At 70.5% G+C, this 26,266-nt stretch carries 21 protein-coding genes; 1 reads left to right on the top strand and 20 read right to left on the bottom strand.

Annotation, left to right across the window (positions count from 1 at the left end; genetic code table 11):
• Positions 1-59 precede the first annotated feature (59 nt).
• The 20 genes from LPA27_RS19350 to rplJ form a co-directional block, all read right to left on the bottom strand.
• Entirely contained in the window at positions 60-941 is an 882-nt protein-coding gene (locus LPA27_RS19350; protein WP_324251252.1) for an NUDIX hydrolase, read from the bottom strand.
• Between the two features lie 4 nt (positions 942-945).
• Positions 946-1,755, bottom strand: coding sequence for a lysophospholipid acyltransferase family protein (locus LPA27_RS09955; protein WP_228942317.1), 810 nt, complete (start codon positions 1,753-1,755; stop codon positions 946-948).
• A 17-nt stretch (positions 1,756-1,772) separates the two neighbouring features.
• A complete protein-coding gene (locus LPA27_RS09950; RefSeq protein WP_228942316.1) occupies positions 1,773-3,023 on the bottom strand; it encodes a geranylgeranyl reductase family protein in 1,251 nt (416 codons plus the stop codon).
• Positions 3,024-3,101: 78 nt separating this feature from the next.
• Positions 3,102-3,317 carry a hypothetical protein gene (locus tag LPA27_RS09945; RefSeq protein WP_228942315.1) on the bottom strand — a complete coding sequence of 72 codons (216 nt, stop codon included), beginning with the start codon at positions 3,315-3,317 and terminating at the stop codon, positions 3,102-3,104.
• Positions 3,318-3,355: 38 nt separating this feature from the next.
• Positions 3,356-3,877 carry a DUF4232 domain-containing protein gene (locus LPA27_RS09940; RefSeq protein ID WP_228942314.1) on the bottom strand — a complete coding sequence of 174 codons (522 nt, stop codon included), beginning with the start codon at positions 3,875-3,877 and terminating at the stop codon, positions 3,356-3,358.
• Positions 3,878-4,030: 153 nt separating this feature from the next.
• Positions 4,031-7,912: a DNA-directed RNA polymerase subunit beta' gene (locus tag LPA27_RS09935; RefSeq protein WP_228942313.1), complete on the bottom strand. Its 3,882-nt coding sequence runs from the start codon at positions 7,910-7,912 to the stop codon at positions 4,031-4,033.
• Positions 7,913-8,000: 88 nt separating this feature from the next.
• The gene (gene rpoB / locus LPA27_RS09930; RefSeq protein WP_228942312.1) at positions 8,001-11,477 is read right to left on the bottom strand and encodes a DNA-directed RNA polymerase subunit beta; all 3,477 of its coding nucleotides are present in this window, start codon (positions 11,475-11,477) and stop codon (positions 8,001-8,003) included.
• A 242-nt stretch (positions 11,478-11,719) separates the two neighbouring features.
• Positions 11,720-12,556, bottom strand: coding sequence for a J domain-containing protein (locus tag LPA27_RS19260; RefSeq protein WP_267477201.1), 837 nt, complete (start codon positions 12,554-12,556; stop codon positions 11,720-11,722).
• Positions 12,553-13,317 carry a hypothetical protein gene (locus LPA27_RS09920; RefSeq protein WP_228942311.1) on the bottom strand — a complete coding sequence of 255 codons (765 nt, stop codon included), beginning with the start codon at positions 13,315-13,317 and terminating at the stop codon, positions 12,553-12,555. Before LPA27_RS09920 ends, LPA27_RS19260 begins: the two co-directional genes overlap by 4 nt.
• On the bottom strand, positions 13,281-14,561 hold the full coding sequence (locus LPA27_RS09915; protein WP_228942310.1) for an MCE family protein: 1,281 nt from the start codon (positions 14,559-14,561) through the stop codon (positions 13,281-13,283). The genes LPA27_RS09920 and LPA27_RS09915 overlap by 37 nt, the downstream gene beginning before the upstream one ends.
• A complete protein-coding gene (locus LPA27_RS09910) occupies positions 14,558-16,036 on the bottom strand; it encodes an MCE family protein (protein WP_193662014.1) in 1,479 nt (492 codons plus the stop codon). Before LPA27_RS09910 ends, LPA27_RS09915 begins: the two co-directional genes overlap by 4 nt.
• Complete coding sequence (locus LPA27_RS09905) at positions 16,036-17,187, bottom strand: MCE family protein (protein WP_228942309.1); 1,152 nt, start codon at positions 17,185-17,187, stop codon at positions 16,036-16,038. The genes LPA27_RS09910 and LPA27_RS09905 overlap by 1 nt, the downstream gene beginning before the upstream one ends.
• Complete coding sequence (locus LPA27_RS09900; RefSeq protein ID WP_056905349.1) at positions 17,184-18,167, bottom strand: MCE family protein; 984 nt, start codon at positions 18,165-18,167, stop codon at positions 17,184-17,186. The genes LPA27_RS09905 and LPA27_RS09900 overlap by 4 nt, the downstream gene beginning before the upstream one ends.
• Positions 18,168-18,237: 70 nt before the next feature.
• Positions 18,238-19,272, bottom strand: a complete 1,035-nt coding sequence (locus tag LPA27_RS09895; protein ID WP_228942308.1) for an MCE family protein — start codon at positions 19,270-19,272, stop codon at positions 18,238-18,240.
• Positions 19,269-20,555, bottom strand: coding sequence for an MCE family protein (locus tag LPA27_RS09890; protein WP_193662011.1), 1,287 nt, complete (start codon positions 20,553-20,555; stop codon positions 19,269-19,271). The genes LPA27_RS09895 and LPA27_RS09890 overlap by 4 nt, the downstream gene beginning before the upstream one ends.
• Complete coding sequence (locus LPA27_RS09885) at positions 20,555-21,382, bottom strand: MlaE family ABC transporter permease (protein WP_056864783.1); 828 nt, start codon at positions 21,380-21,382, stop codon at positions 20,555-20,557. Before LPA27_RS09885 ends, LPA27_RS09890 begins: the two co-directional genes overlap by 1 nt.
• A 3-nt stretch (positions 21,383-21,385) precedes the next feature.
• Positions 21,386-22,171, bottom strand: coding sequence for an MlaE family ABC transporter permease (locus LPA27_RS09880; RefSeq protein WP_056864784.1), 786 nt, complete (start codon positions 22,169-22,171; stop codon positions 21,386-21,388).
• Position 22,172: 1 nt separating this feature from the next.
• Positions 22,173-23,126, bottom strand: a complete 954-nt coding sequence (locus LPA27_RS09875; protein ID WP_056865225.1) for an ABC transporter ATP-binding protein — start codon at positions 23,124-23,126, stop codon at positions 22,173-22,175.
• A gap of 360 nt (positions 23,127-23,486) precedes the next feature.
• Complete coding sequence (gene rplL / locus LPA27_RS09870; RefSeq protein WP_056864785.1) at positions 23,487-23,876, bottom strand: 50S ribosomal protein L7/L12; 390 nt, start codon at positions 23,874-23,876, stop codon at positions 23,487-23,489.
• A gap of 89 nt (positions 23,877-23,965) precedes the next feature.
• Positions 23,966-24,625, bottom strand: a complete 660-nt coding sequence (rplJ, locus tag LPA27_RS09865) for a 50S ribosomal protein L10 (protein WP_056864786.1) — start codon at positions 24,623-24,625, stop codon at positions 23,966-23,968.
• A gap of 334 nt (positions 24,626-24,959) precedes the next feature.
• Here rplJ and LPA27_RS09860 point away from each other — a divergent pair, with 334 nt between their 5' ends.
• The gene (locus LPA27_RS09860; RefSeq protein WP_228942307.1) at positions 24,960-26,240 is read left to right on the top strand and encodes an aminotransferase class I/II-fold pyridoxal phosphate-dependent enzyme; all 1,281 of its coding nucleotides are present in this window, start codon (positions 24,960-24,962) and stop codon (positions 26,238-26,240) included.
• Positions 26,241-26,266 lie beyond the last annotated feature (26 nt).

Raw genomic sequence — 26,266 nt, 5'->3', positions numbered from 1 at the left:
GCCGGCACCGTCTCGGCCGTCCGCGTCGTGGAGCGCCTCGGCGGCGGGTCAGCGGCGGGTCAGCGGCGGGTGAGCGCGGCGCGCACGACCTCGAGCACGTCGACCGCTCCGGCCTCGACCTCGGCGACGTCGACCCAGGCCACGGCGTCGGTGGTGCCGTCGGCCTCCACGACCCGCGGCGCGACGTCGGGGTCCACCTCGGCCCGGAAGACCAGGTGCACGCCGTGGAAGTCCTCGTGGCGCCCCGAGGGCGCGGTGCCGGCGAGGTGCACGTCGTCGACGGCCACCACGTCGCCGACCACGCCCACGAGCCCGCACTCCTCGGCCAGCTCGCGGCGCACGGCGTCGCGCGGGGCCTCGCCGTGGTCGACGCCGCCGCCCGGCAGGGTCCAGCAGCCGGCGTGGTGCCCGCGCGCGGAGATCCGGGTCAGCAGCACCTGGGCGCCGCCGGCGCGGGTGACCAGCGCGTAGGCGCCGACCCGCTGCCGTCGGGCGGGGGTGTGGTCGGCGAGGGCCTCGCGCACCAGCGCGCTGACCCGCACCCGTCCCGAGCGCACCGCCGCGAGGGGGTGCCAGGCGGCGTCGACGGTGGTGCCGTCGACCTCGACCACGCGCGGGGCCGGTGCGTCGCGCGGCACCCAGCCCTCGTAGACGATGCGCAGCGACCAGGAGTCGACCCGGCGCCCGCCCCGGCGGTCGCGGCGCTGGCGCTGGGAGTAGACCCGGGAGGTGTCACCGACCCGCACGTCGAGGCCGGTCTCCTCGTGCACCTCGCGCACGACCGCGTCACGGGGGTCCTCGCCGTGCTCCAGACCCCCGCCGGGCAGCGTCCAGAGCTCGGAGCGGCTCAGGCGCGGCGCGAGGCGGCTGAGCAGGACCTGCTCGTCGCGCACGACCACGGCGTAGGCCGCGACCCGTTGCGTGCGCGGCAGACCCCCCATGTCCTCACCGTAGCCGCGCGCGGCCCCCGGGCTCCGTGCCGGGCCCCCAGGTGGGCGCGAGCGCCGCGCGGGGCACCGAGTCCCAGGCCCGCGCCGCCTCCCGGTCGGGCGCGGCGCCGCCGAGGTGGGCCGGGTGCCACACGGCACGCTCGCCGGGCCGCGGCCGGTGCTCGGGGCGCTGCTGGAGGTCCTCCAGCAGCCCGGTCAGCACGTGGCCGAGCCGCCGGGTCGTCGTGACCAGGTCGTCCTCCGGCGCCACCCTCATCGGCTCGCCGAAGGACACGTCCACCACCCGCCCCCGGCGCAGGCTCGGCGCGGGCTTGCGCCCGTCGACCGGCAGGCCCACCGACCACATCCGCTGCGTGCCCCACACGGCCACCGGCACCAGTGGCGCCCCGGTCTCGCGGGCCAGGGCGGGCAGGCCGCGCATCAGGGAGCGCACGGTGTAGGACCACGAGATGCCGGCCTCGGGGAAGCCGCACACCACCTCCCCCGCGCGCAGCAGCCGGCGGGCCTGCAGGTACGCCGCCGCCGGCGCCTCCCGGTCGACGGGCACGTGGCCCATGGCCGTCATGGGAGCCGCGACCGGGCTGTGCCAGATGTCGTGGCGGCACAGGAAGCGCACGTGGCGCCCCTGCTCGAGCCCGGCCTTGCCGACGAAGAGGAAGTCGGGGTAGCCCACGTGCACGCTGGCCATCACGGCCGGGCCGGTGCGAGGCAGCTGCTCGGCACCGTGGACGCGGGTGGTGACGTCGAGGGCGCGCAGGGCCACCCGGCCCAGCGCGATCGTCAGGTCGTAGGTGCGATCCCCCACCGCCGGCTCCCGACGGCTCAGGAGAAGGGCGGACGGTGGTCGACCGCCAGCGAGCGCCGCCCGGCCCAGCGCCACACGCGCGCGGCCCGGTCGCGGTCGTCGTCGGTGACCAGGTTGCCCATCCAGCGCAGCGCCAGCGTCATCAGCCAGTCCGAGCGCATGCCCGCCGGCCCGAGCGTCGGCAGCAGCTGGGGCACCGTGACCAGCCCGGCCAGGCGCCGGGCGATGGAGAAGGACTCGCCGTAGTGCTCGCGCAGCAGCGCCGGCCAGCCGGCGGCGAGGTCGCCGCCGTCGGCGATCATCTCCGCCACGAGGCGACCGGTCTCCAGGCCGTAGTCGATGCCCTCGCCGTTGAGCGGGTTGACGCAGCCCGCGGCGTCACCGATCAGCGCCCAGTTGGGGCCGGCCACGTGGCTCACCGCGCCGCCCATGGGCAGCAGCGCCGAGGTCGGGGCGCGCAGGTCGCCGTCGAGGTCGAACTCCTCGCGGCGCTGCTCGGCGTAGAAGGCCATGAGGGGCTTCACGGCGATGTCGGCCGGCCGCTTGGCCGTGGCGAGCGTGCCGACGCCGAGGTTCACCTGGCCGCCGCCGAGCGGGAAGATCCAGCCGTAGCCGGACAGGATCGCCCCGTCCTCGCCGCGCAGCTCGAGGTGGGAGCTGATCCAGGGGTCCTCCGAGCGCGAGGAGTCGACGTAGGACCGCCCGGCGACGCCGTAGACGGTCTCGCGGTGCCACTCGCGGCCCAGGACCTTGCCCAGCGGCGAGCGCACGCCGTCGGCGACCACGAGGTGGCGGCAGCGCACCTCGAAGCGCTCGCGGCTGCCGTCGCCGCGGCGCTCGAAGACGACGGCGGCGACCCGGTCACCCTCACGCCGCACGTCGACCGCGCGGACGCCGTCGAGGGCCGAGGCGCCCCAGGAGACCGCGGTGGTGCGCAGGTGGTCGTCGAGCTCGGTGCGCGGCACCGCGCTGCCCCAGTCGGGCAGGGTGCCGCCGGGCCAGGGCAGGTGGAGGGTCTGGCCGAAGCCGTGGGCGCGCAGGCCCCGGCTGGTGACCCGCTCGCGCAGCCAGAGCTCCAGGCCCAGGCGCTGCAGCTCGCCGACCGCACGCGGGGTCAGGCCGTCGCCGCAGGTCTTGTCGCGCGGGAAGGTCGCCGCATCGGTGAGGAGGACGTCGAGGCCGGCACGCGCGGCCCAGGCCGCCGCGGCGGACCCCGCCGGCCCTGCGCCGACCACGAGGACGTCGGTCTCGACCGGAGTGGTGCTCACGCCCCGATTCTCGCAGGCGGGTGGGCACCGGGCCACGCCGCCTCGACCCGCTGCGGGGTCGGGGTGGCGTGCGCGGGCTCAGGTGTCCTGCTCCTCCACCGGCGGGAACACCGCGGGGGCCTCGTCGTAGCCCTCGGCGTCGGTGAACATCGCCTTCTCGGCGTCGAACTCCCGGTCGGTGTTGTCGACCTCGGCGTTCTCCGGGCGGTGGTCGGGGTCGAGGCGCTCGTCGCGCTCGGCGGCCACCTCCTCGGGGCTCGCCTCGGCGGTCGGCTCGTCGTGGGGCTGGCTCACGGGGCCATCGCCTCACGCGCCCTGCTGCGTGTCAACCGTCACGGTCGACGGAAGGAGCGGTGCGACAGCAGGTGCACCTCGTCGTCGCGGCACCCGGTGGTGGCGTGCTCGACGAACTGCGACCGGGTCGCGTCGGGCACGTAGACCCGGAAGCCGTCGACCGCGGTGGGGCGGCACTCCTTGCGCGGGAAGTTCGCGGCGTCGAGCTCGTCGACCCGGCTCACCACCCGCTGACCGGGTCGCAGGGTCACCGCGGGAGCGGCCTCGCCCGTGCGGTCGGCGGCCGCGCCCACCTGCGTGCCGTCACCTCCGCCGACGTACGACAGACCGCCGAAGCCGCCGACGCGGCAGCTGCGGTCGGAGGTGTTGGTGAGCCGGATCCGGCCGTAGGTGTGACCGGCCGCGCCCTCCCCGCCGCGGTAGGACGCGGTGAGGTCGGCGTTGCCGCACGTGCGCACCGCCGGTGCGGGGGACGCGCCGGCGGGTCCGGCGAGGCCGACCGTGCCGGCGGCGAGAGCCGCGGCGAGGACGAGCCGGAGCGAGCTGCGGGGGGTTGTCATGGTGCCTCCTTCGACAGTGGGTGACCTTCACCCACTGACATGGGACGCCCCGAGGTGCGGGCTGGTTGGCGCAGGAGCCTGAGAAGACGCGAAGAACCCCCGCCGCCCGGGTGGGCGACGGGGGTCCGGCGGTGGTGCGGGACTACGCCGGGGTCAGTTCTGGTACGACCCGAAGTCGAAGTCGTCCAGGGCGACGGCCTGGCCGGCTCCGGCGTTGCCGAACTCGTAGTCGTAGGAGTCGTAGCCGGTGACGGAGTACGCCGCGGCCCGTGCCTCCTCGGTGGGCTCGACCCGGATGTTGCGGTAGCGCTCCAGGCCGGTGCCCGCCGGGATCAGCTTGCCGATGATCACGTTCTCCTTCAGGCCGCGCAGCGAGTCGGAGCGGCCGTGGATCGCGGCGTCGGTGAGCACGCGGGTGGTCTCCTGGAAGGAGGCCGCCGAGAGCCACGACTCGGTCGCGAGCGAGGCCTTGGTGATGCCCATGAGCTCGGGACGACCCGAGGCCGGCTTGCCGCCCTCGGAGACCACGCGACGGTTCTCCTCCTCGAAGAGCACGCGGTCGACCAGGTCGGAGGGCAGCAGGTTGGTGTCGCCCGACTCGATGACCGTGATCCGGCGCAGCATCTGCCGCACGATGATCTCGATGTGCTTGTCGTGGATCGACACGCCCTGGCTGCGGTAGACCTGCTGGACCTCGTCGACGAGGTGCTGCTGGGTGCGACGCACGCCGAGGATGCGCAGCACCTCCTTCGGGTCGGGCGTGCCGAGCGTCAGCATCTGGCCGACCTCGATGTGGTCGCCGTCGCCGACGAGCAGGCGCGAGCGGCGGCTGACGACGTACTCGATGACGTCGGAGCCGTCGTCGGGGGTCACCAGCACCTTGCGCGCCTTGTCGGTCTCCTCGATCTCGACGCGGCCGGCGGCCTCCGAGATCGGGGACAGACCCTTGGGCGAGCGGGCCTCGAAGAGCTCGACCACGCGGGGCAGACCCTGCGTGATGTCGTCGGCCGAGGCCACACCACCGGTGTGGAAGGTGCGCATGGTCAGCTGCGTGCCGGGCTCACCGATCGACTGGGCCGCGATGATGCCGACGGCCTCGCCGATGTCGACGAGCTTGCCGGTCGCCAGCGAGCGGCCGTAGCACTTGGCACAGGTGCCGGTGCGGGCGTCGCAGGTCAGCACGGAGCGGACCTTGACCGACTCGATGCCGGCCTCGACCAGCTCGCCGATCTTGACGTCGCCCAGGTCCTCGCCCGCGGTGGCCAGCACCTCGCCGGTCTCCGGGTGGGTGACCTCGGTGGCCGCCGAGCGGGCGTAGGCCGCGGTCTCGGCGTTCTCGTGCTTGACCACGGTGCCGTCGGGACGGCGCTCGCCGATGACCTTGGGCAGACCGCGCTCGGTGCCGCAGTCGTCCTCACGGATGATGACGTCCTGCGAGACGTCGACCAGACGACGGGTGAGGTAGCCCGAGTCGGCGGTGCGCAGGGCGGTGTCGGCCAGACCCTTGCGGGCACCGTGGGTGGAGATGAAGTACTCCAGCACGGTCAGGCCCTCGCGGAAGTTGGCCTTGATCGGGCGCGGGATGATCTCGCCCTTCGGGTTGGCCACCAGACCACGCATGGCGCCGACCTGACGGATCTGGTTCATGTTTCCGGACGCACCCGAGTCGACCATCATGTAGATGGGGTTCGACTTCGAGAACGCCTTCTCCATGGCGTCTCCGACCTTCTTCGAGGCCTCGGTCCAGATCTCGACGAGCTCCTGACGACGCTCGTCGTCGGTGACCAGACCGCGCTCGAACTGCTTCTGCACCTTGGCGGCCTGCGCCTCGTAGCTCTCGAGGATCTGGAGCTTGTCGGCGGGGGTGGTGACGTCGTCGATCGAGACGGTGACACCCGAGAAGGTCGCCCAGCGGAAGCCGGCGTCCTTCAGCGCGTCGAGCGAGGCGGCCACCTCGACCTTGGTGTAGCGCTCGGCAAGGTCGTTGACGATCGCGCCGAGCTGCTTCTTGCCCACCTCGTAGTTCACGAAGGGGTAGTCGGCGGGCAGCGTGTCGTTGAAGAGGGCGCGACCCAGCGTCGTCTCGACGATGAGCGGCTGACCCTGCTCCCAGTCCTCGGGCAGGGCCTGGTCGGCGGCCGGGACGATGTCGTCGAGGCGGATGCGGACCTTGCTCTGGATCGAGATCTCGCCGCGGTCGAAGGCCATGATCGCCTCGGCCGGGGAGGAGAAGACCCGGCCGTCGCCGACCTGGTCCTCACGGTCGGTCGTCAGGAAGAACAGGCCGATGATCATGTCCTGGGTGGGCATGGTCACCGGACGGCCGTCCGACGGCTTGAGGATGTTGTTGGTCGACAGCATCAGGATCCGGGCCTCGGCCTGGGCCTCGGCCGACAGCGGCAGGTGCACCGCCATCTGGTCGCCGTCGAAGTCGGCGTTGAAGGCCGAGCAGACGAGCGGGTGGATCTGGATGGCCTTGCCCTCGATCAGCTGGGGCTCGAAGGCCTGGATGCCGAGGCGGTGCAGCGTGGGCGCACGGTTCAGCAGCACCGGGTGCTCGGTGATGACCTCCTCGAGCACGTCCCACACGACCGGACGGGCGCGCTCGACCATGCGCTTGGCCGACTTGATGTTCTGCGCGTGCGACAGGTCGACCAGGCGCTTCATCACGAAGGGCTTGAACAGCTCGAGCGCCATCTGCTTGGGCAGACCGCACTGGTGCAGCTTGAGCTGCGGGCCCGAGACGATGACCGAGCGGCCCGAGTAGTCGACGCGCTTGCCGAGCAGGTTCTGACGGAAGCGGCCCTGCTTGCCCTTGAGCATGTCGGACAGCGACTTCAACGGCCGGTTGCCCGGGCCGGTGACGGGACGACCGCGGCGGCCGTTGTCGAACAGCGAGTCGACGGCCTCCTGGAGCATCCGCTTCTCGTTGTTGACGATGATCTCGGGCGCGCCGAGGTCGAGCAGCCGCTTGAGGCGGTTGTTGCGGTTGATGACGCGGCGGTACAGGTCGTTGAGGTCGGAGGTCGCGAAGCGGCCACCGTCGAGCTGCACCATCGGGCGCAGGTCCGGCGGGATCACCGGGACGGCGTCGAGGACCATGCCCTGGGGCTTGTTGCCGGTCTTGCGGAAGGCGTCGACGACCTTGAGGCGCTTGAGCGCGCGGACCTTCTTCTGGCCCTTGCCGTTGGCGATGGTGTCGCGCAGCGACTCCACCTCGGCGGGGATGTCGAAGTCCTGGAGGCGCTTCTGGATCGCCGTGGCGCCCATGTGGCCCTCGAAGTACTTGCCGAACCAGTTCTTCATCTCGCGGTAGAGCATCTCGTCGCCCATCAGGTCCTGGACCTTGAGGGACTTGAAGGTGTTCCACACCTCGTCGAGGCGGTCGATCTCGCGCTGCGCACGGTCGCGCAGCTGCTTCATCTCGCGCTCGGCGCCGTCGCGCACCTTGCGGCGGGCGTCGGCCTTGGCGCCCTCGGCCTCGAGCGCGGCGAGGTCCTCCTCGAGCTTCTTGCTGCGGTCCTCCAGCGACTGGTCGCGACGCTTCTCGAGGCGCTCGCGCTCCAGGCCGACCTTGTTCTCCAGCGAGGAGAGGTCGCTGTGGCGGGCCTCCTCGTCGACGGAGGTGATCATGTAGGCCGCGAAGTAGATGACCTTCTCGAGGTCCTTCGGGGCCAGGTCGAGCAGGTAGCCCAGCCGGCTGGGCACGCCCTTGAAGTACCAGATGTGCGTCACGGGAGCGGCCAGCTCGATGTGGCCCATGCGCTCGCGACGCACCTTGGAGCGGGTCACCTCGACGCCGCAGCGCTCGCAGATGATGCCCTTGAAGCGCACGCGCTTGTACTTGCCGCAGTAGCACTCCCAGTCCCGGGTGGGACCGAAGATCTTCTCGCAGAAGAGGCCGTCACGCTCGGGCTTGAGCGTGCGGTAGTTGATGGTCTCCGGCTTCTTGACCTCGCCGTGGCTCCAGGTGCGGATGTCGTCCGCGGTGGCCAGGCCGATCTGAAGCTGGTCGAAGAAGTTCACATCGAGCACGGTGGCTGTTGTCCTTCGTTAGATCTGTGTGAAACGAGTCGTGGACTGGCGGGGGCGGGGCGCCGCTGGGGGCGCCCCGCCGTCACGCTCAGACTTCTTCGACGCTGCTGGGCTCGCGACGCGACAGGTCGATGCCCAGCTCCTCGGCGGCGCGGAAGACGTCCTCCTCCGCGTCGCGCAGCTCGATCGACGAGCCGTCCTGGCTCAGGACCTCGACGTTCAGGCAGAGCGACTGCATCTCCTTGACGAGCACCTTGAACGACTCGGGGATGCCCGAGTCGGGGATGTTCTCGCCCTTGACGATCGCCTCGTAGACCTTGACGCGTCCGGGGACGTCGTCGGACTTGATCGTGAGCAGCTCCTGCAGGGCGTAGGCGGCGCCGTAGGCCTCCATCGCCCAGACCTCCATCTCGCCGAACCGCTGGCCGCCGAACTGGGCCTTACCGCCCAGGGGCTGCTGCGTGATCATCGAGTAGGGGCCGGTGCTGCGCGCGTGGATCTTGTCGTCCACGAGGTGGTGCAGCTTGAGGATGTACATGTAGCCGACCGAGACCGGGTCGGGGAACGGCTCGCCGGAGCGGCCGTCGAACAGGTCGGCCTTGCCGGTCTCGTCGATCATCCGCACGCCGTCGCGGTTGGGGATGGTCGCACCGAGCAGGCCGGTGATCTCGTCCTCGCGCGCACCGTCGAAGACCGGGGTCGCGACCTTGGAGTTCGCGGCGGCCTTGTCGGCGTGGATCTTGATCAGGCGCTGCTTCCAGTCGGCGTCGTTCTTGTCGTCCGACAGGTCGAGGTCCCAGCCCTGCTTGGCGAGCCAGCCGAGGTGGAGCTCGAGGATCTGGCCGATGTTCATGCGTCGCGGCACACCCAGCGGGTTGAGCACGACGTCGACGGGGGTGCCGTCCTCCATGAACGGCATGTCCTCGATCGGCAGGATCTTGGCGATGACGCCCTTGTTGCCGTGACGACCGGCCAGCTTGTCGCCGACCGAGATCTTGCGCTTCTGGGCGACGTAGACGCGGACCAGCTGGTTGACGCCCGGGGGCAGCTCGTCGCCGTCCTCGCGGTCGAAGACCCGGACGCCGATGACCGTGCCGGACTCACCGTGGGGCACCTTCATCGAGGTGTCGCGCACCTCGCGCGCCTTCTCGCCGAAGATCGCGCGCAGCAGGCGCTCCTCGGGGGTCAGCTCGGTCTCGCCCTTCGGGGTCACCTTGCCGACGAGGATGTCGCCGGTCTGCACCTCGGCGCCGATGCGGATGATCCCGCGCTCGTCGAGGTCGGCCAGCATCTCCTCGGAGACGTTGGGGATGTCGCGGGTGATCTCCTCGGGGCCCAGCTTGGTGTCGCGGGCGTCGACCTCGTGCTCCTCGATGTGGATCGAGGTGAGGACGTCCTCCTGCACCAGGCGCTGGCTGAGGATGATCGCGTCCTCGTAGTTGTGGCCCTGCCACGGCATGAAGGCGACGAGCAGGTTGGTGCCCAGCGCCATCTCCGCGTCGTCGGTGCAGGGGCCGTCGGCGATGGGGCTGCCGACCTCGAGGCGGTCGCCCTCGGCGACCAGCGGGCGCTGGTTGATGCAGGTGCCCTGGTTGGAGCGGCGGAACTTCGCCAGCTTGTAGCTGGAGTAGGTGCCGTCGTCGTTCATGGTCTCGATCAGGTCGGCCGAGACCGACGAGACGACACCGGCGGCGGTCGCGGTGACGACGTCACCGGCGTCGACGGCGGCGCGGAACTCGATGCCCGTGCCGACGAAGGGCGAGTCGCTCTTGATGAGCGGCACGGCCTGGCGCTGCATGTTGGCGCCCATGAGCGCGCGGTTGGCGTCGTCGTGCTCGAGGAACGGGATCAGCGCGGTCGCGACCGACACCATCTGGCGCGGCGAGACGTCCATGTAGTCGACCTCGTCGGCCAGGATCTCCGAGACCTCGCCGTCGCGCTGGCGCACCAGCACGCGCTCCTCGACGAACTTCCCGGCGTCGTCCATGGCCGCGTTGGCCTGGGCGATGACGAAGCGGTCCTCGTCGTCGGCGGTGAGGTAGTCGATCTGGTCGGTGACGGTGCCGTCGACGACCTTGCGGTAGGGCGTCTCCACGAAGCCGAACGGGTTGATCCGGCCGTAGGAGGCCAGCGAGCCGATCAGACCGATGTTGGGACCCTCAGGGGTCTCGATCGGGCACATGCGGCCGTAGTGCGACGGGTGGACGTCGCGGACCTCCATGCCGGCGCGGTCACGGGACAGACCACCGGGACCCAGCGCGGAGAGGCGACGCTTGTGCGTCAGGCCCGCGATCGGGTTGGTCTGGTCCATGAACTGGCTCAGCTGCGAGGTGCCGAAGAACTCCTTCAGCGCCGCGACGACGGGGCGGATGTTGATCAGCGACTGCGGGGTGATGGCCTCGACGTCCTGGGTCGTCATCCGCTCGCGCACGACCCGCTCCATGCGCGCCAGGCCGGTGCGGAGCTGGTTCTGGATCAGCTCGCCCACGGTGCGCATGCGGCGGTTGCCGAAGTGGTCGATGTCGTCGGGGGAGATCGGGAGCTCGCCCTGGGGCGTCTCCAGCTGCTCCTGGCCGTCGTGCAGCGCGACGATGTACTTGATCGCGGCGACGATGTCCTCGACGGTCAGCGTCTGCTGGTCGAACGCCTGCGTCAGCCCCAGCTTCTTGTTGATCTTGTAGCGACCGACCTTGGCCAGGTCGTAGCGCTTGGGGTTGAAGTAGTAGTTGTTCAGCAGCGTCTGGGCGGCCTCGCGCGTCGGCGGCTCGCCCGGGCGCAGCTTGCGGTAGATGTCGAGCAGCGCGTCGTCCTGGCCCTGGGTGTTGTCCTTCTCCAGGGTCAGCATCATCGACTCGTACTGCCCGAACTCCTCGCGGATCTGCTCGTTGGTGTAGCCGAGCGCCTTGAGGAGCACCGTGACGTTCTGCTTGCGCTTGCGGTCGAGGCGCACGCCGACCATGTCGCGCTTGTCGATCTCGAACTCCAGCCACGCGCCGCGGCTCGGGATCATCTTGGAGGTGTAGATGTCCTTGTCGGACGTCTTGTCGGCCGAGCGCTCGAAGTACACGCCCGGCGAGCGGACGAGCTGGCTGACGACGACACGCTCGGTGCCGTTGATGATGAACGTGCCCTTGTCGGTCATCAGGGGGAAGTCACCCATGAAGACCGTCTGGCCCTTGATCTCACCGGTGTCGTTGTTGGTGAACTCGGCGGAGACGTAGAGCGGTGCGGAGTAGGTGAAGTCCTTCTCCTTGCACTCGTCGACGGTGTACTTGGGGTCGTAGAAGACCGGGTTCTCGAACGAGAGCGACATGGTCTCGGAGAAGTCCTCGATCGGCGAGATCTCCTCGAAGATCTCCTGCAGACCGGACTTGCTGGAGACGTCCTCGCCCTCGGAGCGGCGACGCTCGACGACGGCGTCCCACTTCTCGTTGCCGACGAGCCAGTCGAAGCTGTCGGTCTGGAGGGAGAGGAGCTGCGGCACCTCGAGCGGTTCGGTGATCTTCGCGAACGAGATGCGGGACTTGCTTGCGACGGAGGAGGCAGTGGTGCTGCGCGCGGCCAAGAGGGAGTCCTTCGAGAGAACGCTGGGCGAGAGGCGCCGACCGACCACACGTCAGCCACCGGGAAGGCTGAGGGCATCTGAGGGCAGGCGCAAAGCGCAACAGTACCCGAACAGAGGGCGCGCGACAACTGCGGCAGGCACCTCGCAGGTGAGCGTTCGCGACGATGATGACTGCCGGCACCGGCGAGGTCAAGCACCGCCGCGGCGAGGCTGTGGACGGTCCGGTCGCCGACGGCTGCGCGCTACTCCCCCGCGGCCGGGCCGGCGCCGGTGGTGACGAGCTTGTCGATGAGCCAGTCCTCGCCGTCCTTGACCATGGTGACTACCACCCGGTTCTGGTAGGTCTGCGGCTCGGTGAAGCGCACGTTGGTGGTGGGCTGGTCGACGAAGAGCAGCACCTCGACGCGGTCCTCGCCGGTGCGCACGACGCCGGAGTCGACGACCTCGGCCTCGACCACGGTCTCGGTCTCGGCGACGTTCTCCTGGAGCACCGCGAAGAGCGGGTCGTAGTCGCGCGTCTTGAACGCCGAGGTCATGTAGGTGCTCGCCGCCGCCGCGCTCTCGTCCATCGAGCGGTAGTCGTAGGACAGCACCGGCACGATCGCGCGGACCGCCACCTCGCGGGCCTCCTCCGCGTCGGCCTCGCCGGAGGCGGCCGGGCTGACGAGGGCCAGGACGGTCAGCGCCGCCAGCGCCACCGCGAGCACCCCCGCCACCACCAGCGACCAGCCCGGGACGACCCGGGGGCTGCGCGGCGGGCGCGGCCCCGAGGGCACACGGGTGGTGACCGGCGCAGCGGTGCCGCCGTCCGCTGCGTCGGTGTCGGTGTCGGTGTCGGTGCCGGTGTGGGTGTGGGCGTCGGTGTGAGCGTCGGCGTCGGCGTCGGCGTCGGGCTCGAGCGTGGCGTCGTAGGCGGCGCGGCGCTCGGGGTCGAGCAGCACCTCCGCGGCCTGGTTGAGCGAGCGGAAGCGCCGGTCGGCGGGGTCGAGGTCGGCGATGGCGGCGCGCCAGGCGGCGCGCACCTCGTCGGTGCTCGCGTCGGGGTCGACGCCCAGGACGTCGTACCAGCTCGGGGTCACGGGGTGGCTCCTCCGCTCGGTCGTCCGCTGCCGCCGCCCTGGCCCGGCGACGGCGCGGTGGAGGCGCCGGGAGCAGCGCCCGAGGGCAGCTCGACGCCGTCGCCGGTCGCGGGGACGAAGTCGTCGACCAGCCACTCGCCGTCGACCAGGAGCACGGTGACGACGAGGCGGAACTGCGCCGGCCGGTCCTGGAAGGGCTCGCCGTCGTCGGCCTGGGTGTAGGTGTTGGTGAACTCCCCGGCGACGAGCACCTCGGCGGAGTCCTCGTCCATCGAGGAGACCCCCGAGGCGAAGACGTCGCACGTGCGCTCGAGGTCGGCCTGGGCCACGGTCTGCTCGGCGAGGTTGACGCTCTGCTCGAACTCCGTGCGGAACTTCGGCGTGATGACCTCCGACACCGAGGCGCGGTAGCCCGGCATCTGACCGGAGTCGTCGAGGTCGTCGGGGCCGTAGCTGTTGAGGCGGAGCACGAACTGGGTCGCGGCGTCCATGACCTCCTCGCGCTGGGCCTGCTCGCCGTCGTCGGAGGACCCGACGAGGCTGCCCAGGCGCTCGCCCAGGCCACCGTCGGCGCGGGTCGCGGCCAGCGTCACCAGCGAGGCGACCGAGGCCAGCGCGACCGCGACGAGGACCACCAGCAGGGCGAACCGGAACCGCGCCGACGCGCGGGAGGGCGCTGGTGCCGGCTCGGTGCGTGCGGGGTCGTCGGTGCGGCTGTCGTCCGTCAGTCCTGAGACATCAGGGGCTGGAGGAACAGCCACTTCCACGACTCCTCTCCCAAGGTCGGAGGCGCCACCGTACCCCGGCTCTCCAGACGCTGCGCACGCTCGGCGCCCCAGACCAGCTCGCCGGTCCCGGGGTCGTAGGTCGCGGCAGGAGCCGAGTAGTCGGCGGCCGGACGGGGCGCGTTCTGCGCGCCGCGGGGGTTGGTGACCGTCGGGGGCTCGTCGCAGCGCGCGTCGACGTTGAGCGGACGGTTGCCCCGGTCGTCGGGCGGGCGGGTGTCGGTGCCCTGGTAGCCGCGCTCGCAGAGCTGCGCCGGGGTCAGCACCAGGCCGAAGTGGGCGTCGTAGAGACCCGTGTCAGGCGACTTGGAGACCACCGTGACGCCGCCCTCGACGACGTAGGGGTAGATCACGAGGAGCTGCTCGATGCCGTCGAGGTGTCGCGTGACCACCTCGCCGGTGGTGATGAGGTTGTTGATGAGGTCGCCGAGCTCGACCTGGTTGTCCTCGATCAGGCGCCGCAGCTGGGTGGCCGCGGGGCTGGCATTGTCGATGAGGCGGCGCAGGTCGGGGTCGGCGTCGGCGAGGGTGTCGCTGAAGAGGCCGAGCTGGTCGGCGAAGGTGCGGATCGAGCTCTCGGAGTCGATCTGGGTGCCGAGCACCGTGTTGGCGTCGCGGATGAGGTCGGTGGTGACCTCGAAGTTGTCGTCGGCGGCCTGGATGAAGGAGTTGCCGGTGTCGAGGATCCGCTGGAGGTCCTCGCCGGTCCCGGAGAACGCCGCACCCAGCTCGGTGATCGTCGTCTTGAGGGCCGGCCGGTCGACGGAGGAGACGGTGTCGGAGAGGTCCTCCAGCAGCTTCTCGGTGCGGATGGGCGTCTCGGTGTCGGCGACGTCGATCTGGGAGTCGTCGGAGAGGTAGGGCTTGGAGTCGGTCCGCGGCTGGAGCTCGACGTACTGCTCGCCCACGGCGGAGCGGTTGCCGACCAGGGCGAGGGTGTCGGCCGGGATCGAGTCGTAGCGGTTCTCGATGTCGAGGTAGACGTCGACGCCGCTGTCGGTGAGCTCGAGCTTCTCGACCTTGCCGATGCCGACGCCGCGGTAGGTCACCTCGCCGCCGGCGAAGATGCCGCCGGACTCCGGGAAGTGCGCCACGACGGTGTAGGAGCTGTCGTAGAACAGCCGGTCGAGGCGCGCGTAGCGGGCCCCGACGTAGCTCACGCCGACGATGGTGATGATGACGAAGACCAGCAGCTGGATCTTCGTGCGACGGGTGATCACCGGACCACCGCCGCGGGCACGAGCAGCTGGACCAGGCCGGGATCGAACATCTGGGTCATCTCCTGCATGGTCGGGCCGCGCTCGCCGAAGGCCTGCGAGGCGGTGCCGTCGCCGGGCAGCGCGCCCGGGCGCAGCAGGCCGTCGAGCAGGCCGCCGCCGCCGGTGCTGCCGCCGAGGCCGGGGAGGTCGGGCAGCCCGGGGAGCTCGGGCAGCCCGGGCACCTGGTTGAGCAGCGTGCACACGGCCTTGTCCTTGTTCTTCGGCTTGCGGCACAGCTCGCGCAGCTCCAGCAGCGCGGCCGGGGTGTTGAGCACGTCGCGACAGGCCTTGCTCGTGAGGTCGCCGCTCTGGAGGCACTTGAGCACGTTGTCGACGATCGCGGTCGGGTCGAGCTCGGTGGGCAGCAGCGTCGGCAGCTCGGTGGGGATGCCGGTGATGCCGAGGGAGAGGTCGAGGTCGAGCTGCACCGACAGGTTGGTGTAGTCGCCGACCTGCAGGTTGCGCGCGACCTGCGGGTCGCGGCCGACGACCTCGTCGACGAAGGGGTAGGTGAGGAAGACGTTGAAGGCCTTGACGAAGTTGTCGCCCGAGGCGGCCAGCTGCCCCAGCACGGGCTGGAGCTGGCGCACCACCTCGATGGTGTCGGCCTTGGAGGCGCGGATGACCCGCACGCCCACGTCGCCCAGCCGGTTCAGCGACTGGAGCATGCGCACGAGGTCGTCGCGCTGGCGGTCGAGCGAGGTGATCGCGCTCGGCAGCTCCTCGAGCGCGGCGTTGATCGTCGGCTGCTCCTTCTTCACCGCGAGCGCGAGCCGGTTGAGGGACTCGATCGCGTCGACGATGTCGGCCTTGTTGTCGTCGAGGTTGCTCACCAGCGTGTCGACCTGGGTCAGCACGGAGCGGGCGGAGTCCTCGCGGCCCTCCAGGGCGTTGTTGAGCTCTCCCGCGATGGTCTTGAGCTGGGCGACGCCGCCGCCGTTGAGCACCAGGCTCAGCGCACCCAGCACCTCCTCGACCTCGGGGTTCTGCCCGGTCCGCTCGATCGGGATCTCGTCGCCGTCCTCCAGCCGGCCGCTGCCGCCGTCGGTGGGCGCGGCCAGGGAGACGAACTTCTCGCCGAGCAGGCTGGTCTGGCGGATGGTGGCCACGGCGTCGGCGGGCAGCTCGGTGCCGTCCTGGATCTCCAGCGTCACCGTGGCGGCGTAGTCCTCCAGCTCGATGTCCTTGACCTGGCCCACCGTGACGTCGTTGACCTTGACCGTCGACTGGGGGACGAGGTCGAGCACGTCGGAGAAGACGACCTCGATCTCCATCGGGTTGTCGCCCACGTCGGGGCCGCCGGGCAGCGGGATCTGGTAGACGTCGAAGTCGCAGCCGCTCAGCAGCATCGAGCCGAGCGCCAGGCCCACCAGGGCCCGGGCGCCGCGGCGCACCGGGCGGCGGCGCTCGGCGGGTCGTGTCGCGTGTCGCCTCATCAGGGCACCTCCACCAGTCCACCGAGCGAGGAGTCGAACAGCGGACCGCTGCGGGCGGCCCCGTCTCCACCGCCGCGCAGGGCCTTGAGCGCCCCCGGGCGCGGGAGCACGCCGTCGAGGAGGTCGCACAGGTTGCCCGTCGAGTCGGCCTGGTCGACGATCGTGCACAGCAGCAACGCGGGATCGTTCTGGATCTGACCCAGGGCGTTCTGGATGTTGGCGCTGACGTCGAGGGTGCCGGCCTGCGGGTTGTAGGTGAGGGCGAGGTTGTTCAGCGCCAGGGGCGCCACCTCGAGGGTCTCCTCCAGCGCGGCCCGCTGGCGCACCAGGACCTTGGCCACGCGGTTGAGGCCCTCGATGTCGCGACCGAGCACCTCGCGGTTGGTCTCGACGAAGGTCGACACCTCGCCGAGAGCGGTCGACAGGTTGGCCAGCGACGAGGCCAGCTCCTGGCGCTCGCCGGCGAGGACCTCGGAGACGCCCGCGAGGGACTGGTTGAAGTCGCGCACCGTCTGGTCGTTGCGGGCCAGCGTGCCGATGAAGCTCTCGAGCTCGTTGACCGAGGCGAAGAGCTCCTCCTTGTTGTCGTCGAGGGTCGTCGACAGCTTGCCGAAGTCGGAGATGGTCTGGTTGAGCTGCTCGCCCTCGCCGCCGAAGTTGCGGGCGGTGACCTGGAGCAGGTCGGTGAGGGCGCCCTCGGCGTTGGCGCCGTTGGGGCCCAGGGCCACGGTGAGCTCGTCGATGCTGGAGTAGATCTGGTCGAGCTCGAGCGGCACGCCGGTGCGGTCCTCGCCCAGGATCTCCTCGTCGCCGATCTCCTTGTCGCCCTCGGCGAAGGTCGGGGTCAGCTGGATGTAGCGGTCACCCACGACCGCCGGGGCGACGATGAGGGCCTTCGCGTCGGCCGGGATCTTCACCTCCGCGTCGTAGGACATCGTGACGACCACGTCGGTGCCCGACGGGGTCACGGTGTCGACCGTGCCGACCGGCACCCCGAGCACGCGCACGTCGCTGCCCTCGTAGATCGACACGGTGCGCGGGAAGTGGGCGGTGAGGGTCTTGAGCTCCTCGCGACCGGTCAGGAACACCACGGCGGTGACGACGACGAGCAGCAGGATCACCGGGGCGATGAGCCGCTGGAGGACGTTCATCCCAGACCACCTCCGTTGGCGAGGTCGGGCACGGGCGGGAAGTTCTGGATGTAGGTGTCGAACCAGGGGCCGTTGCCGAGGGTGTTGGCGAAGACCCGGTAGAACGGCGCCGCCAGGCGGATCGCGTTGTCGATGTTGTCCTCGTTCTTGTTCAGCACGGCCAGCACGTCCTCGACCTGGTCGAGGGCCGGCTTGAGGTCGCTGCGGGTGTCGCGCACGAGCGTGGTCAGCTCGCGCGAGAGCGTCGAGGTCGAGACCAGCAACCGGTGGACGGCGTCACGGCGGGCGATGAGGGCCCGGAAGAGGACGTCGCCGTCCTGCATGAGCGCCACGATGTCCTCGTCGCGGTCGTCGAGCACCGACGAGACCCGCTGGAGGTTCTTGAGCAGGCTGTTGATCTGGTCGTTCTTGGCGGCGATGTTGGTCGAGAGCGCCGAGACGCCGTCGAGAGCCCCCTTGAACTCCTCGGGGGTGTTGCGGGTCAGGTCGGCCAAGGTGGTGAGCGACTGGGCGAGCTGGTCGGTGTCGATGCCCTCGGAGGTCTCGGCCAGGCCCTCGAAGGCGTCGACCACGTTGAAGGGCGAGCTGGTGCGCGCGACCGGGATGGTCGAGCCCTCCTCGAGCTGGCCGGAGCCGGCCGGCTCCAGCGACACGAACATCGCCCCAAGCAGGGTCTTGACCTTGATCGCGGCCCGGGTGTCGGGGCCGAACTCCGAGGGGGTGTCGACCCGCATCCCGACCATCACCTGGTCGCCGTCGAGCTCGATGCTCTCGACCTTGCCCACGCGGACACCGGCGATCCGCACCTCGTCGTTGACCTTGAGGCCGCCGGACTCGGAGAAGGCGGCGTAGTAGGTGTCTCCCCCGCCGATGAGCGGCAGGTCCTGCGCACGGAAGGCGGCGAGGACCATCAGCACGATCACGGCCATGCTGATCGCGCCGATCATCACGGGGTTGCGCTCCCGGAAGGGCTTGCTCATCGCCGGGCTCCCCTCGTGGTCGTGTCGCTGGTCGGTGTCGGTGTCGGTGTCGGTGCGTGGGCGGCGGGACTCATCCGAGGTCGCACCTCGCTCCCCCGGTGTTGTAGGTGAGCGGCACGCTCGAGCCGCCCGGCAGTCGCACCCGGCCCTGGAACTGGCACAGGTAGAAGTTGAAGTACGAGCCGTAGGTCGCCGTGCGGCCGACCTTGTTGAGCTTGATCGGCAGCACCTGGAGCGCCCGGTCGAGCTCGCCGCGGTTGGCGTTGATGTTGCCGGCGAAGCGCCGCAGCTGCTTCACGTCCTCGGTCAGCGGCTCGCGGATGCCCGAGACCAGGCCCGCGGTCTGCACCGACAGCTCGGAGATCTGGTCGAGGGAGTCGAGGATGGCCACGCGGTCGTCCTTGAGCCCGCCGACGAGCTGGCGGAAGTTGATGATGAGCTGGCTCAGCTGCTGGTCGCGGTCTCCGAGGTTGTCGAGCACGCCGTCGAGGTTCTCGATGAGGGCGCTGATGACGTCGTCGCGCGCTGCCAGTGTCTTGGTCACCGAGGCGGTCGAGGCCAGCAGGCTCTCGAGCGTGCCGCCCTCGCCCTGGAAGACCTGCACGACCTCGTAGGAGAGCTTGTTGATGTCGGAGGGCGACAGCGCCTGGAAGAGCGGCTTGAAGCCGTTGAAGAGCACGGTCAGGTCGAGGGCGGGCGAGGTGTTGGCGACCTCGATGGTGTCGCCGTCCTTGAGCGGCTGGGTGTCGCCGACGCCCTCGGTCAGCGAGATGTAGCGCTGCCCGACGAGGTTGCGGTAGCGGATGCTGGCCTGGGTGGCCCCGGTCAGGCGCACGTCCTCCTCGACCGAGAAGCTGACGACCGCGCGGGTGCGGTCGACGATCTGCACGTCCTTGACCGAGCCGACCTTGACGCCGGCGACGCGGATGTCGTCGCCCTTGACCACGCCGGTGGCGTCGACGAAGACCGCGCGGTAGTCGGTGCTGGGCTTGAAGGAGATGTTGCCGATCGTGATGACCAGCAGTCCCGTGGCCAGGGTCGTCACCACGATGAAGATCAGCAGTCGGACGAGGTCGCCCGTGGTCTTCTTGTCCAGCAGCTTCATCGCAGCTCCACCTCCGCGCCGCGCGCCAGCGGACCGACGAGCAGGCCGCCGAGGTCGGGCACGTCGTCGGCCGCCACGCCCATGCCGGGCGCCAGCAGCGAGTTGATCAGGTCGGTCTCGGCCGCGCTGCCGGCGTAGCCGTCGCCGGAGCGCAGCCAGTAGCTCGGCGCGACGCGCGAGGTGCCCTTGCCGGTCGGCTCGTCGACACCGTCGTCGAAGTTCGGCACCGAGCGCAGCGGGTTGTCCTGGTCCCAGGGCGGGTTCGGCAGGTTGAGGCAGCTCGGACCCCGCGACTCGCCGAAGCGGGGCGCGTCGGCGGCGGTGTACTTGCGGGGCTGGTTGGGGATCGTCTCGAGCACGATGTGGAGGGTGTAGTCGCGGAAGGCCTCGGCCTGCCGCGAGCCGGCGTTGACGACCCCGCCCAGCAGGCAGGGGAACTCCGGGGCGTACTTCGCCAGCAGCCCGACCTGGGGCACGGAGAGGTCGGCGAGACGGATGAGATTGTCGCCGTTGGTCTCCAGGAAGCCGCGGGTGGTGTCGGAGAAGGCGGTGACGTCGGTGAAGACCGCCTGCAACCGCTCCTCGCGGTCCTCCAGGGTCGAGGTGGTCGTGATCGTGTTGCGCAGGATCTGACCGACCTCCGGGAGCACGTCGGCGTAGATGTCGGAGACCTCGGCCGTCAGGCGCAGGTCCTCGACGAGGGCCGGGACCTGGGGGTTGAAGCGCTTGAGGTAGGCGTCGAGGGTCTCGATCGTCTCGCCGAGGTCCTCGCCGCGACCCTCGAGCGCGGTGGCAAGCGCGTTGAGCGTCATGTTGAGCTCGGCCGGCTGCACGGTGCGCAGCAGCGGGTAGAGGTCGGAGAGCACCTGCTCGACCTCGGTGGAAACCACGGTGCGGTCGATGGTCGCGCCGGCCTCGATGTGGTCGCGGGCGGGGTCCTGGGGCACCACCAGGGAGACGTACTTCTCGCCGAAGAGGGTCTTGGGCACGATCGAGCCGGTCACGTCGGCGGGGATGGTGTCGATCTCGTCGGGGAAGATCCCCAGCGTGAGCGTGGCTCCTGAGGCGGTGGTCTCGGCGTCGAGCACCTCGCCCACGATGACGCCACGGATCTTCACGTCTGCGCGGTTGGGCAGCTGCAGGCCGATGCTGGAGGTCTCCAGCGAGACCTCCTGGTAGTCGGTGAACTTCTTGGTGAAGACGGCGTAGGTCAGCCACACCGCCCCCACGGCGAGGGCCAGGAAGACCACGCCGAGGATCTTGACGTACTTGAGGATCGCCATCAGCCCGCCAACCTCACCGTCGTGGTCGTGCCCCAGATCGCCATGGACAGGAAGAGGTCGATGACGTTGATGGCCACGATGCTCGTGCGCACCGCGCGGCCCACGGCCACGCCCACGCCGGCGGGTCCGCCGGAGGCGTTGTAGCCGTGGTAGCAGTGCACCAGGATCACCACGACGGCGAAGATCAGCACCTTGCCGAAGGACCACAGCACGTCGCCGGGTGGCAGGAAGAGGAAGAAGTAGTGGTCGTAGGTGCCGGTGCTCTGGTCGAAGAACTGCGTGATCGTCAGCCGCGTCGCGAAGTACGACATGAACAGGCCCACGACGTAGAGCGGCACGATGGCGATGAGCCCGGCGACGATGCGGGTGGTCACCAGGAACGGCAGCGACGGGATCGCCATGACCTCGAGCGCGTCGACCTCCTCGGAGATCCGCATGGCTCCCAGCTGCGCGGTGAAGCCGCAGCCGACGGTGGCCGCCAGCGCGATCGCCGCCACCACGGGCGCGATCTCGCGGGTGTTGAAGTAGGCCGAGACGAAGCCCGACAGCGCGGCGGTGCCGATCTGGTTGAGCGCGGCGTAGCCCTGGAGGCCGACCTCGGTGCCGGTGAAGAAGCACATGGCGGTGATGACGCCGACGGTGCCGCCGATGACGGCCAGCGATCCGGAGCCGAGGGTCACCTCCGCGAGGATGCGGAGGATCTCCTTCTTGTAGCGCCGGATCGTGCGCGGGGTCCAGGCCAGTGCCTTGATGAAGAAGGCGAGCTCGGAGCCGAGGTTGTCGAGGGTCTTGAGCGGGCGCTCGTAGACCGATTTCACGGAGGCCATGGGCTATCCCGTCTTCGGGGGGACGAGCTGGAGGTAGATCGCGCTCATCACGAAGTTGACGAGGAACAGGAGCATGAAGGTGATGACGACCGACTCGTTGACGGCGTCGCCGACGCCCTTGGGGCCGCCACCGGCGTTCATGCCCTTGTAGCAGGCCACGATGGCGGCGATCAGCCCGAAGACCAGCGCCTTGATCATGCCCTGCCACAGGTCGGGCAGCTGGGCGAGCGCGGTGAAGCTCGCTAGGTAGGCCCCTGGTGTGCCGTCTTGGAGGACGACGTTGAAGACGTAGCCGCCGGCCACCCCGACCACGCTGACCAGGCCGTTGAGGAAGACCGCGACGAGCATGCACGCCAGCACCCGGGGGACGACCAGGCGCTGGATGGGGTCGATGCCCAGCACCATCATCGCGTCGAGCTCCTCGCGAATCTTGCGGGCGCCCAGGTCGGCCGCGATGGCCGACCCGCCGGCCCCGGCGATGAGCAGCGAGGTGGCGATGGGCCCGGCCTCCCGCACCACCGCCAGGACGGCCGCGGAGCCGGTGAACGACTGCGCACCGAACTGCTTGATCAGGCCGCCCACCTGCAGCGCGATGACCGCGCCGAAGGGGATGGCCACGAGCGCCGTCGGGATGATGGTGACCGAGGCGATGAACCACGCCTGCTGCAGGAACTCGCGCAGCTGGAAGGGACGTCGGAAGAGCCCGCGCCCGACGTCGAGACCGAAGGCGAAGAGCTTGCCCGCGGTGCCGATCGGGGCGAGGACCCGGGTGGCGGTGCCAGATGCCACCTCAGACCCCGGTGACCATGGACATGTTGTCCTCGAAGGAGCCGGGGGGCGGGGTGATGCCGTTCTCCCGGCACCAGGCGCCCGGCTCGCGCTGGGAGCGCCGGGCGATGCCGTTGGAGGGCTCGAGCTGCATGGGGATCGGCGGGATCGGCGGGAGCTCCTGGTCGGCCTCGGCGGCGAGCTCGTCGGCGTCCTTCTCTTCCGACATGCCGATCGGGCCGACCCGCTGGGCGTTGAGGAACTGGCGCACGACCGGCTCGTCGGAGCTCAGCAGCATCTCGCGGGGCCCGAACATCGCCAGGTGCTTGTGGTAGAGCAGGCCGATGTTGTCGGGCACCGTGCGGGCGGTGTTGATGTCGTGGGTGACGATGAGGAAGGTCGCGTCGATCTGGGCGTTGAGGTCGACGATGAGCTGGTTGAGGAACGCGGTGCGCACGGGGTCGAGGCCGGAGTCGGGCTCGTCGAAGAGCACGATCTCGGGGTCGAGGACCAGGCCGCGCGCGATGCCCGCGCGCTTGCGCATGCCGCCGGAGATCTCACCGGGCAGCTTGTCCTCGGTGCCGATGAGGCCGACGAGGTCCATCTTCTCCATGACGATCGCGCGGATCTCCGACTCCGACTTCTTGGTGTGCTCGCGCAGCGGGAAGGCGATGTTGTCGTAAAGGTTCATCGAGCCGAACATCGCGCCGTCCTGGAACAGCACGCCGAAGAGCTTGCGGATCTCGTAGAGCTCGCGCTCAGAGCACGAGGCGATGTCGGTGCCCTCGATGATGATCGAGCCCCGGTCGGGCTTGAGCAGCCCGATCAGGGTCTTGAGGAAGACCGACTTGCCGGTGCCGGAGGGGCCCAGCATGACGCAGATCTCCCCGGCCGGGATGGTGAGCGTGACGTCGCCCCAGATGAGCTGCTTGCCGAACGACTTCGTGAGCTCGTTGACCTTGATCTCCACGCCCATGACGTGCATCTCCCCTCGACCGTCCGACCGCTGCCTCCGCGTGACGCGCGTCCCAATCCGCGCAGCACACTGATGAGTAACAACGGGGTTACCGCGGTGAGGTTACGCAATATTGTCACCTCCGTCACGGCGAACCCAGGAACCGAGACCGACCCGAGACCCGGTGCACGACCGTGCACCCGACCGGTCGGCACACCGGACCGGGCCCGCCTCGCGCGAGGGCGCCGGGCGCGACGGCGGAGACGTCGCGGAACGACGCTGGGGGCGACCCCGCGCACGTCGTGCGCGGAGCCGCCCCCAGCGGGTGCAGCGGTGCCGGCCGGGGCCGGCGGTGGCGTGACCGCAGGGGTCACGCCGAGGTCACTTCAGGGAGACGGTGGCCCCGGCGCCCTCGAGGGCCTCCTTGGCCTTGTCGGCGGTGGCCTTGTCGACCTTCTCGACGACGGCCTTCGGCGCGGCCTCGACCAGCTCCTTGGCCTCCTTCAGGCCGAGCGAGGTGAGGGCGCGCACCTCCTTGATGACGTTGATCTTCTTGTCGCCGGCAGCCTCGAGGATGACGTCGAACTCGTCCTGGGCCTCCTCGGCCGCACCGCCGGCGGCGCCGCCGGCAGCGGGGGCGGCGGCCACGGCGACCGGGGCCGCAGCGGTGACGCCGAAGGTGTCCTCGAACTGCTTCACGAACTCGGAGAGCTCGATGAGGGTCATCTCCTTGAACGCGTCGAGGAGCTCGTCGGTGGTGAGCTTCGCCATGGTGGCGGTTCCTTCCATTCGGTGGCTCGACGCTCGCGCGCCGGGCCGGGTTTCAGGTGGTGGGTAGCCGGAGCCGGATCCTGGACGGATCAGGCCTCGGTGGCGTCGCCCTCGTCAGAGGCGTCCGCGGCAGCGGGCGCCTCGTCGGCGGGGGCATCGGCGTCGGCCGGAGCCTCGGCCGGGGCCTCCTCGGCGGCGGCCGGCGTGCCGGCACCACCTGCGAGGATCGAGGGGTCCTGCTCGGCCTTCGCCTGGAGCGCACCCGCGACGCGGGCGGCCTGGGCGAGGGGGGCGTTGAGCAGGTAGACGGCCTGGCTGAGGCTGGCCAGCATGGCGCCGGCCATCTTGCCCAGGAGCACCTCGCGCGACTCGAGATCGGCCAGCTTGGCGATCTCGGCGGCGTCGAGGGGCTGTCCGTCGAGGACACCGCCCTTGATGATCAGGGCGGGGTTGGCCTTGGCGAAGTCACGCAGACCCTTGGCCGCCTCGACGACGTCGCCCTGGATGAAGGCGATCGCGGTCGGGCCGGCGAGCAGGTCGTCGAAGCCGGAGATGCCCACCTCGTTGGCGGCGATCTTGGCCAGCGTGTTCTTGACCACGGCGTAGTTGGCGTTCTCGCCGAGGGAGCGCCGCAGTTCCTGCAGCTGCTTCACGGTGAGACCGCGGTAGTCGGTCAGCACGGCGCCCGCGGCGTCGTTGAACGACTCCACGATCTCCGCGACAGCCGCCTGCCTGTCAGCTCGCGACATGGGTCTCCTTCCGATCTGGGAGACCACCGCCCGATCCCCGGAAAAGACGAACGCCCCGAGCGCAGGCTCAGGGCGGGGATCGTTGCGATCAGCTGCTCTGCATCCTGCGCGGGTCGTCCGCTCTCGCGGAGCCTTCGATCGTGCTGCTGGTGCGACACGACAACCGGCGGTCTCTGGTTACAAGGCAGAACACTACGCCGCGCGGCGGGGCGCACCCAAATCGCGGGCGGCCCGCTGCTGCGCCGGCACCGCACCCCTCCCGACGCCGGCACCGGCCCCCCTCCCGCCACGGACCGCGCGTGCCCGCGGCCCGCGACGCTGGCAGGATCGGGGCATGACCCAGCGAGCCCCGCTCAGCACCCTGTCCGCCGACGACCTCGCGGCCTACCGCTCGGCACGCGCCGACGACTACGCCGCCCTCCAGGCCCGCGGCCTGAAGCTGGACCTGACCCGCGGCAAGCCGTCGAGCGAGCAGCTCGACCTCTCCGACCGGCTGCTCTCGCTGCCGACGACCACCACGGACCGGGCCGGCACCGACGTGCGCAACTACGGCGGTCTCGAGGGCCTCCTGGAGCTGCGTGAGATCTTCGCCGACCTCCTCGGCGTCGAGACCGCCCAGGTGCTGTGCCAGGGCAACTCCAGCCTGACCCTGATGCACCAGGTCGTCACCGACCTCCTGCTGTGGGGGGCGCCGGGCGTCGACCGCCCCTGGAAGGACGAGGAGGTCGTGAAGTTCGTCTGCCCGGTGCCCGGCTACGACCGCCACTTCTCCATGCTGGCCGACTTCGGCATCGAGATGGTGACGGTGCCGATGCACGAGGACGGCCCCGACGTCGACGCCGTCGCCGCCCTGGTCGCCGACGACCCGAGCGTCAAGGGGCTGTGGATCGTGCCCACCTACGCCAACCCCTCGGGCTCGGTGTGCTCCCAGGAGGTCGCGGCGCGACTCATGGCGATGCCGACCGCCGCGCCCGACTTCCGCGTCTTCTGGGACAACGCCTACGCGGTGCACCACCTCACCGACGCCGAGGTCAAGAGCGCCGACGCCTTCAGCCTCGCCGCCGCCTCCGGCCACCCCGACCGCCCGATCATGTTCGCCTCGACCTCCAAGATCACCTACGCCGGCGCCGGTGTCGCCGTCGTGGCGCTCTCGGAGGCCAACAAGGCGTGGTTCCTGCGCCACCTCGGCATGGCCTCCATCGGCCCCGACAAGGTCAACCAGCTGCGCCACGCCGAGTTCTTCGGCGACGCCGACGGGGTGCGCGCGCACATGCGCAAGCACCGCGAGATCATCGCGCCGAAGTTCGCCGCCGTCGACGCGGCCCTCACCGCCGAGCTCGAGGGCCTCGACGTCGCGGAGTGGACCCGTCCCACCGGCGGCTACTTCGTCAACCTCGACGTGCTCGACGGCACCGCGTCGCGGGTGGTGGAGCTGGCGAAGGCGGCCGGCATCGCCCTGACCCCGGCAGGGGCGTCCTTCCCCCACGGCCGGGACCCCCGCGACCGCAACATCCGCCTGGCCCCCACCTTCCCCTCGCTGGGCGAGGTCGGGACCGCGATGGCCGGCGTCGCCACCTGCGTGGCGCTCGCGGCCGCCGAGTCGCTCAGCGGCTGAGCCGGCGCCCCCGGCGTACGACGAAG

Origin of the sequence: Nocardioides sp. Leaf374 (genome assembly GCF_916862475.1) — a bacterium.
Classification (GTDB): domain Bacteria; phylum Actinomycetota; class Actinomycetes; order Propionibacteriales; family Nocardioidaceae; genus Nocardioides; species Nocardioides kribbensis.
Note: the sequence above shows the minus strand (reverse complement) of the source record. Positions and strands in the feature narration are given on the sequence as shown.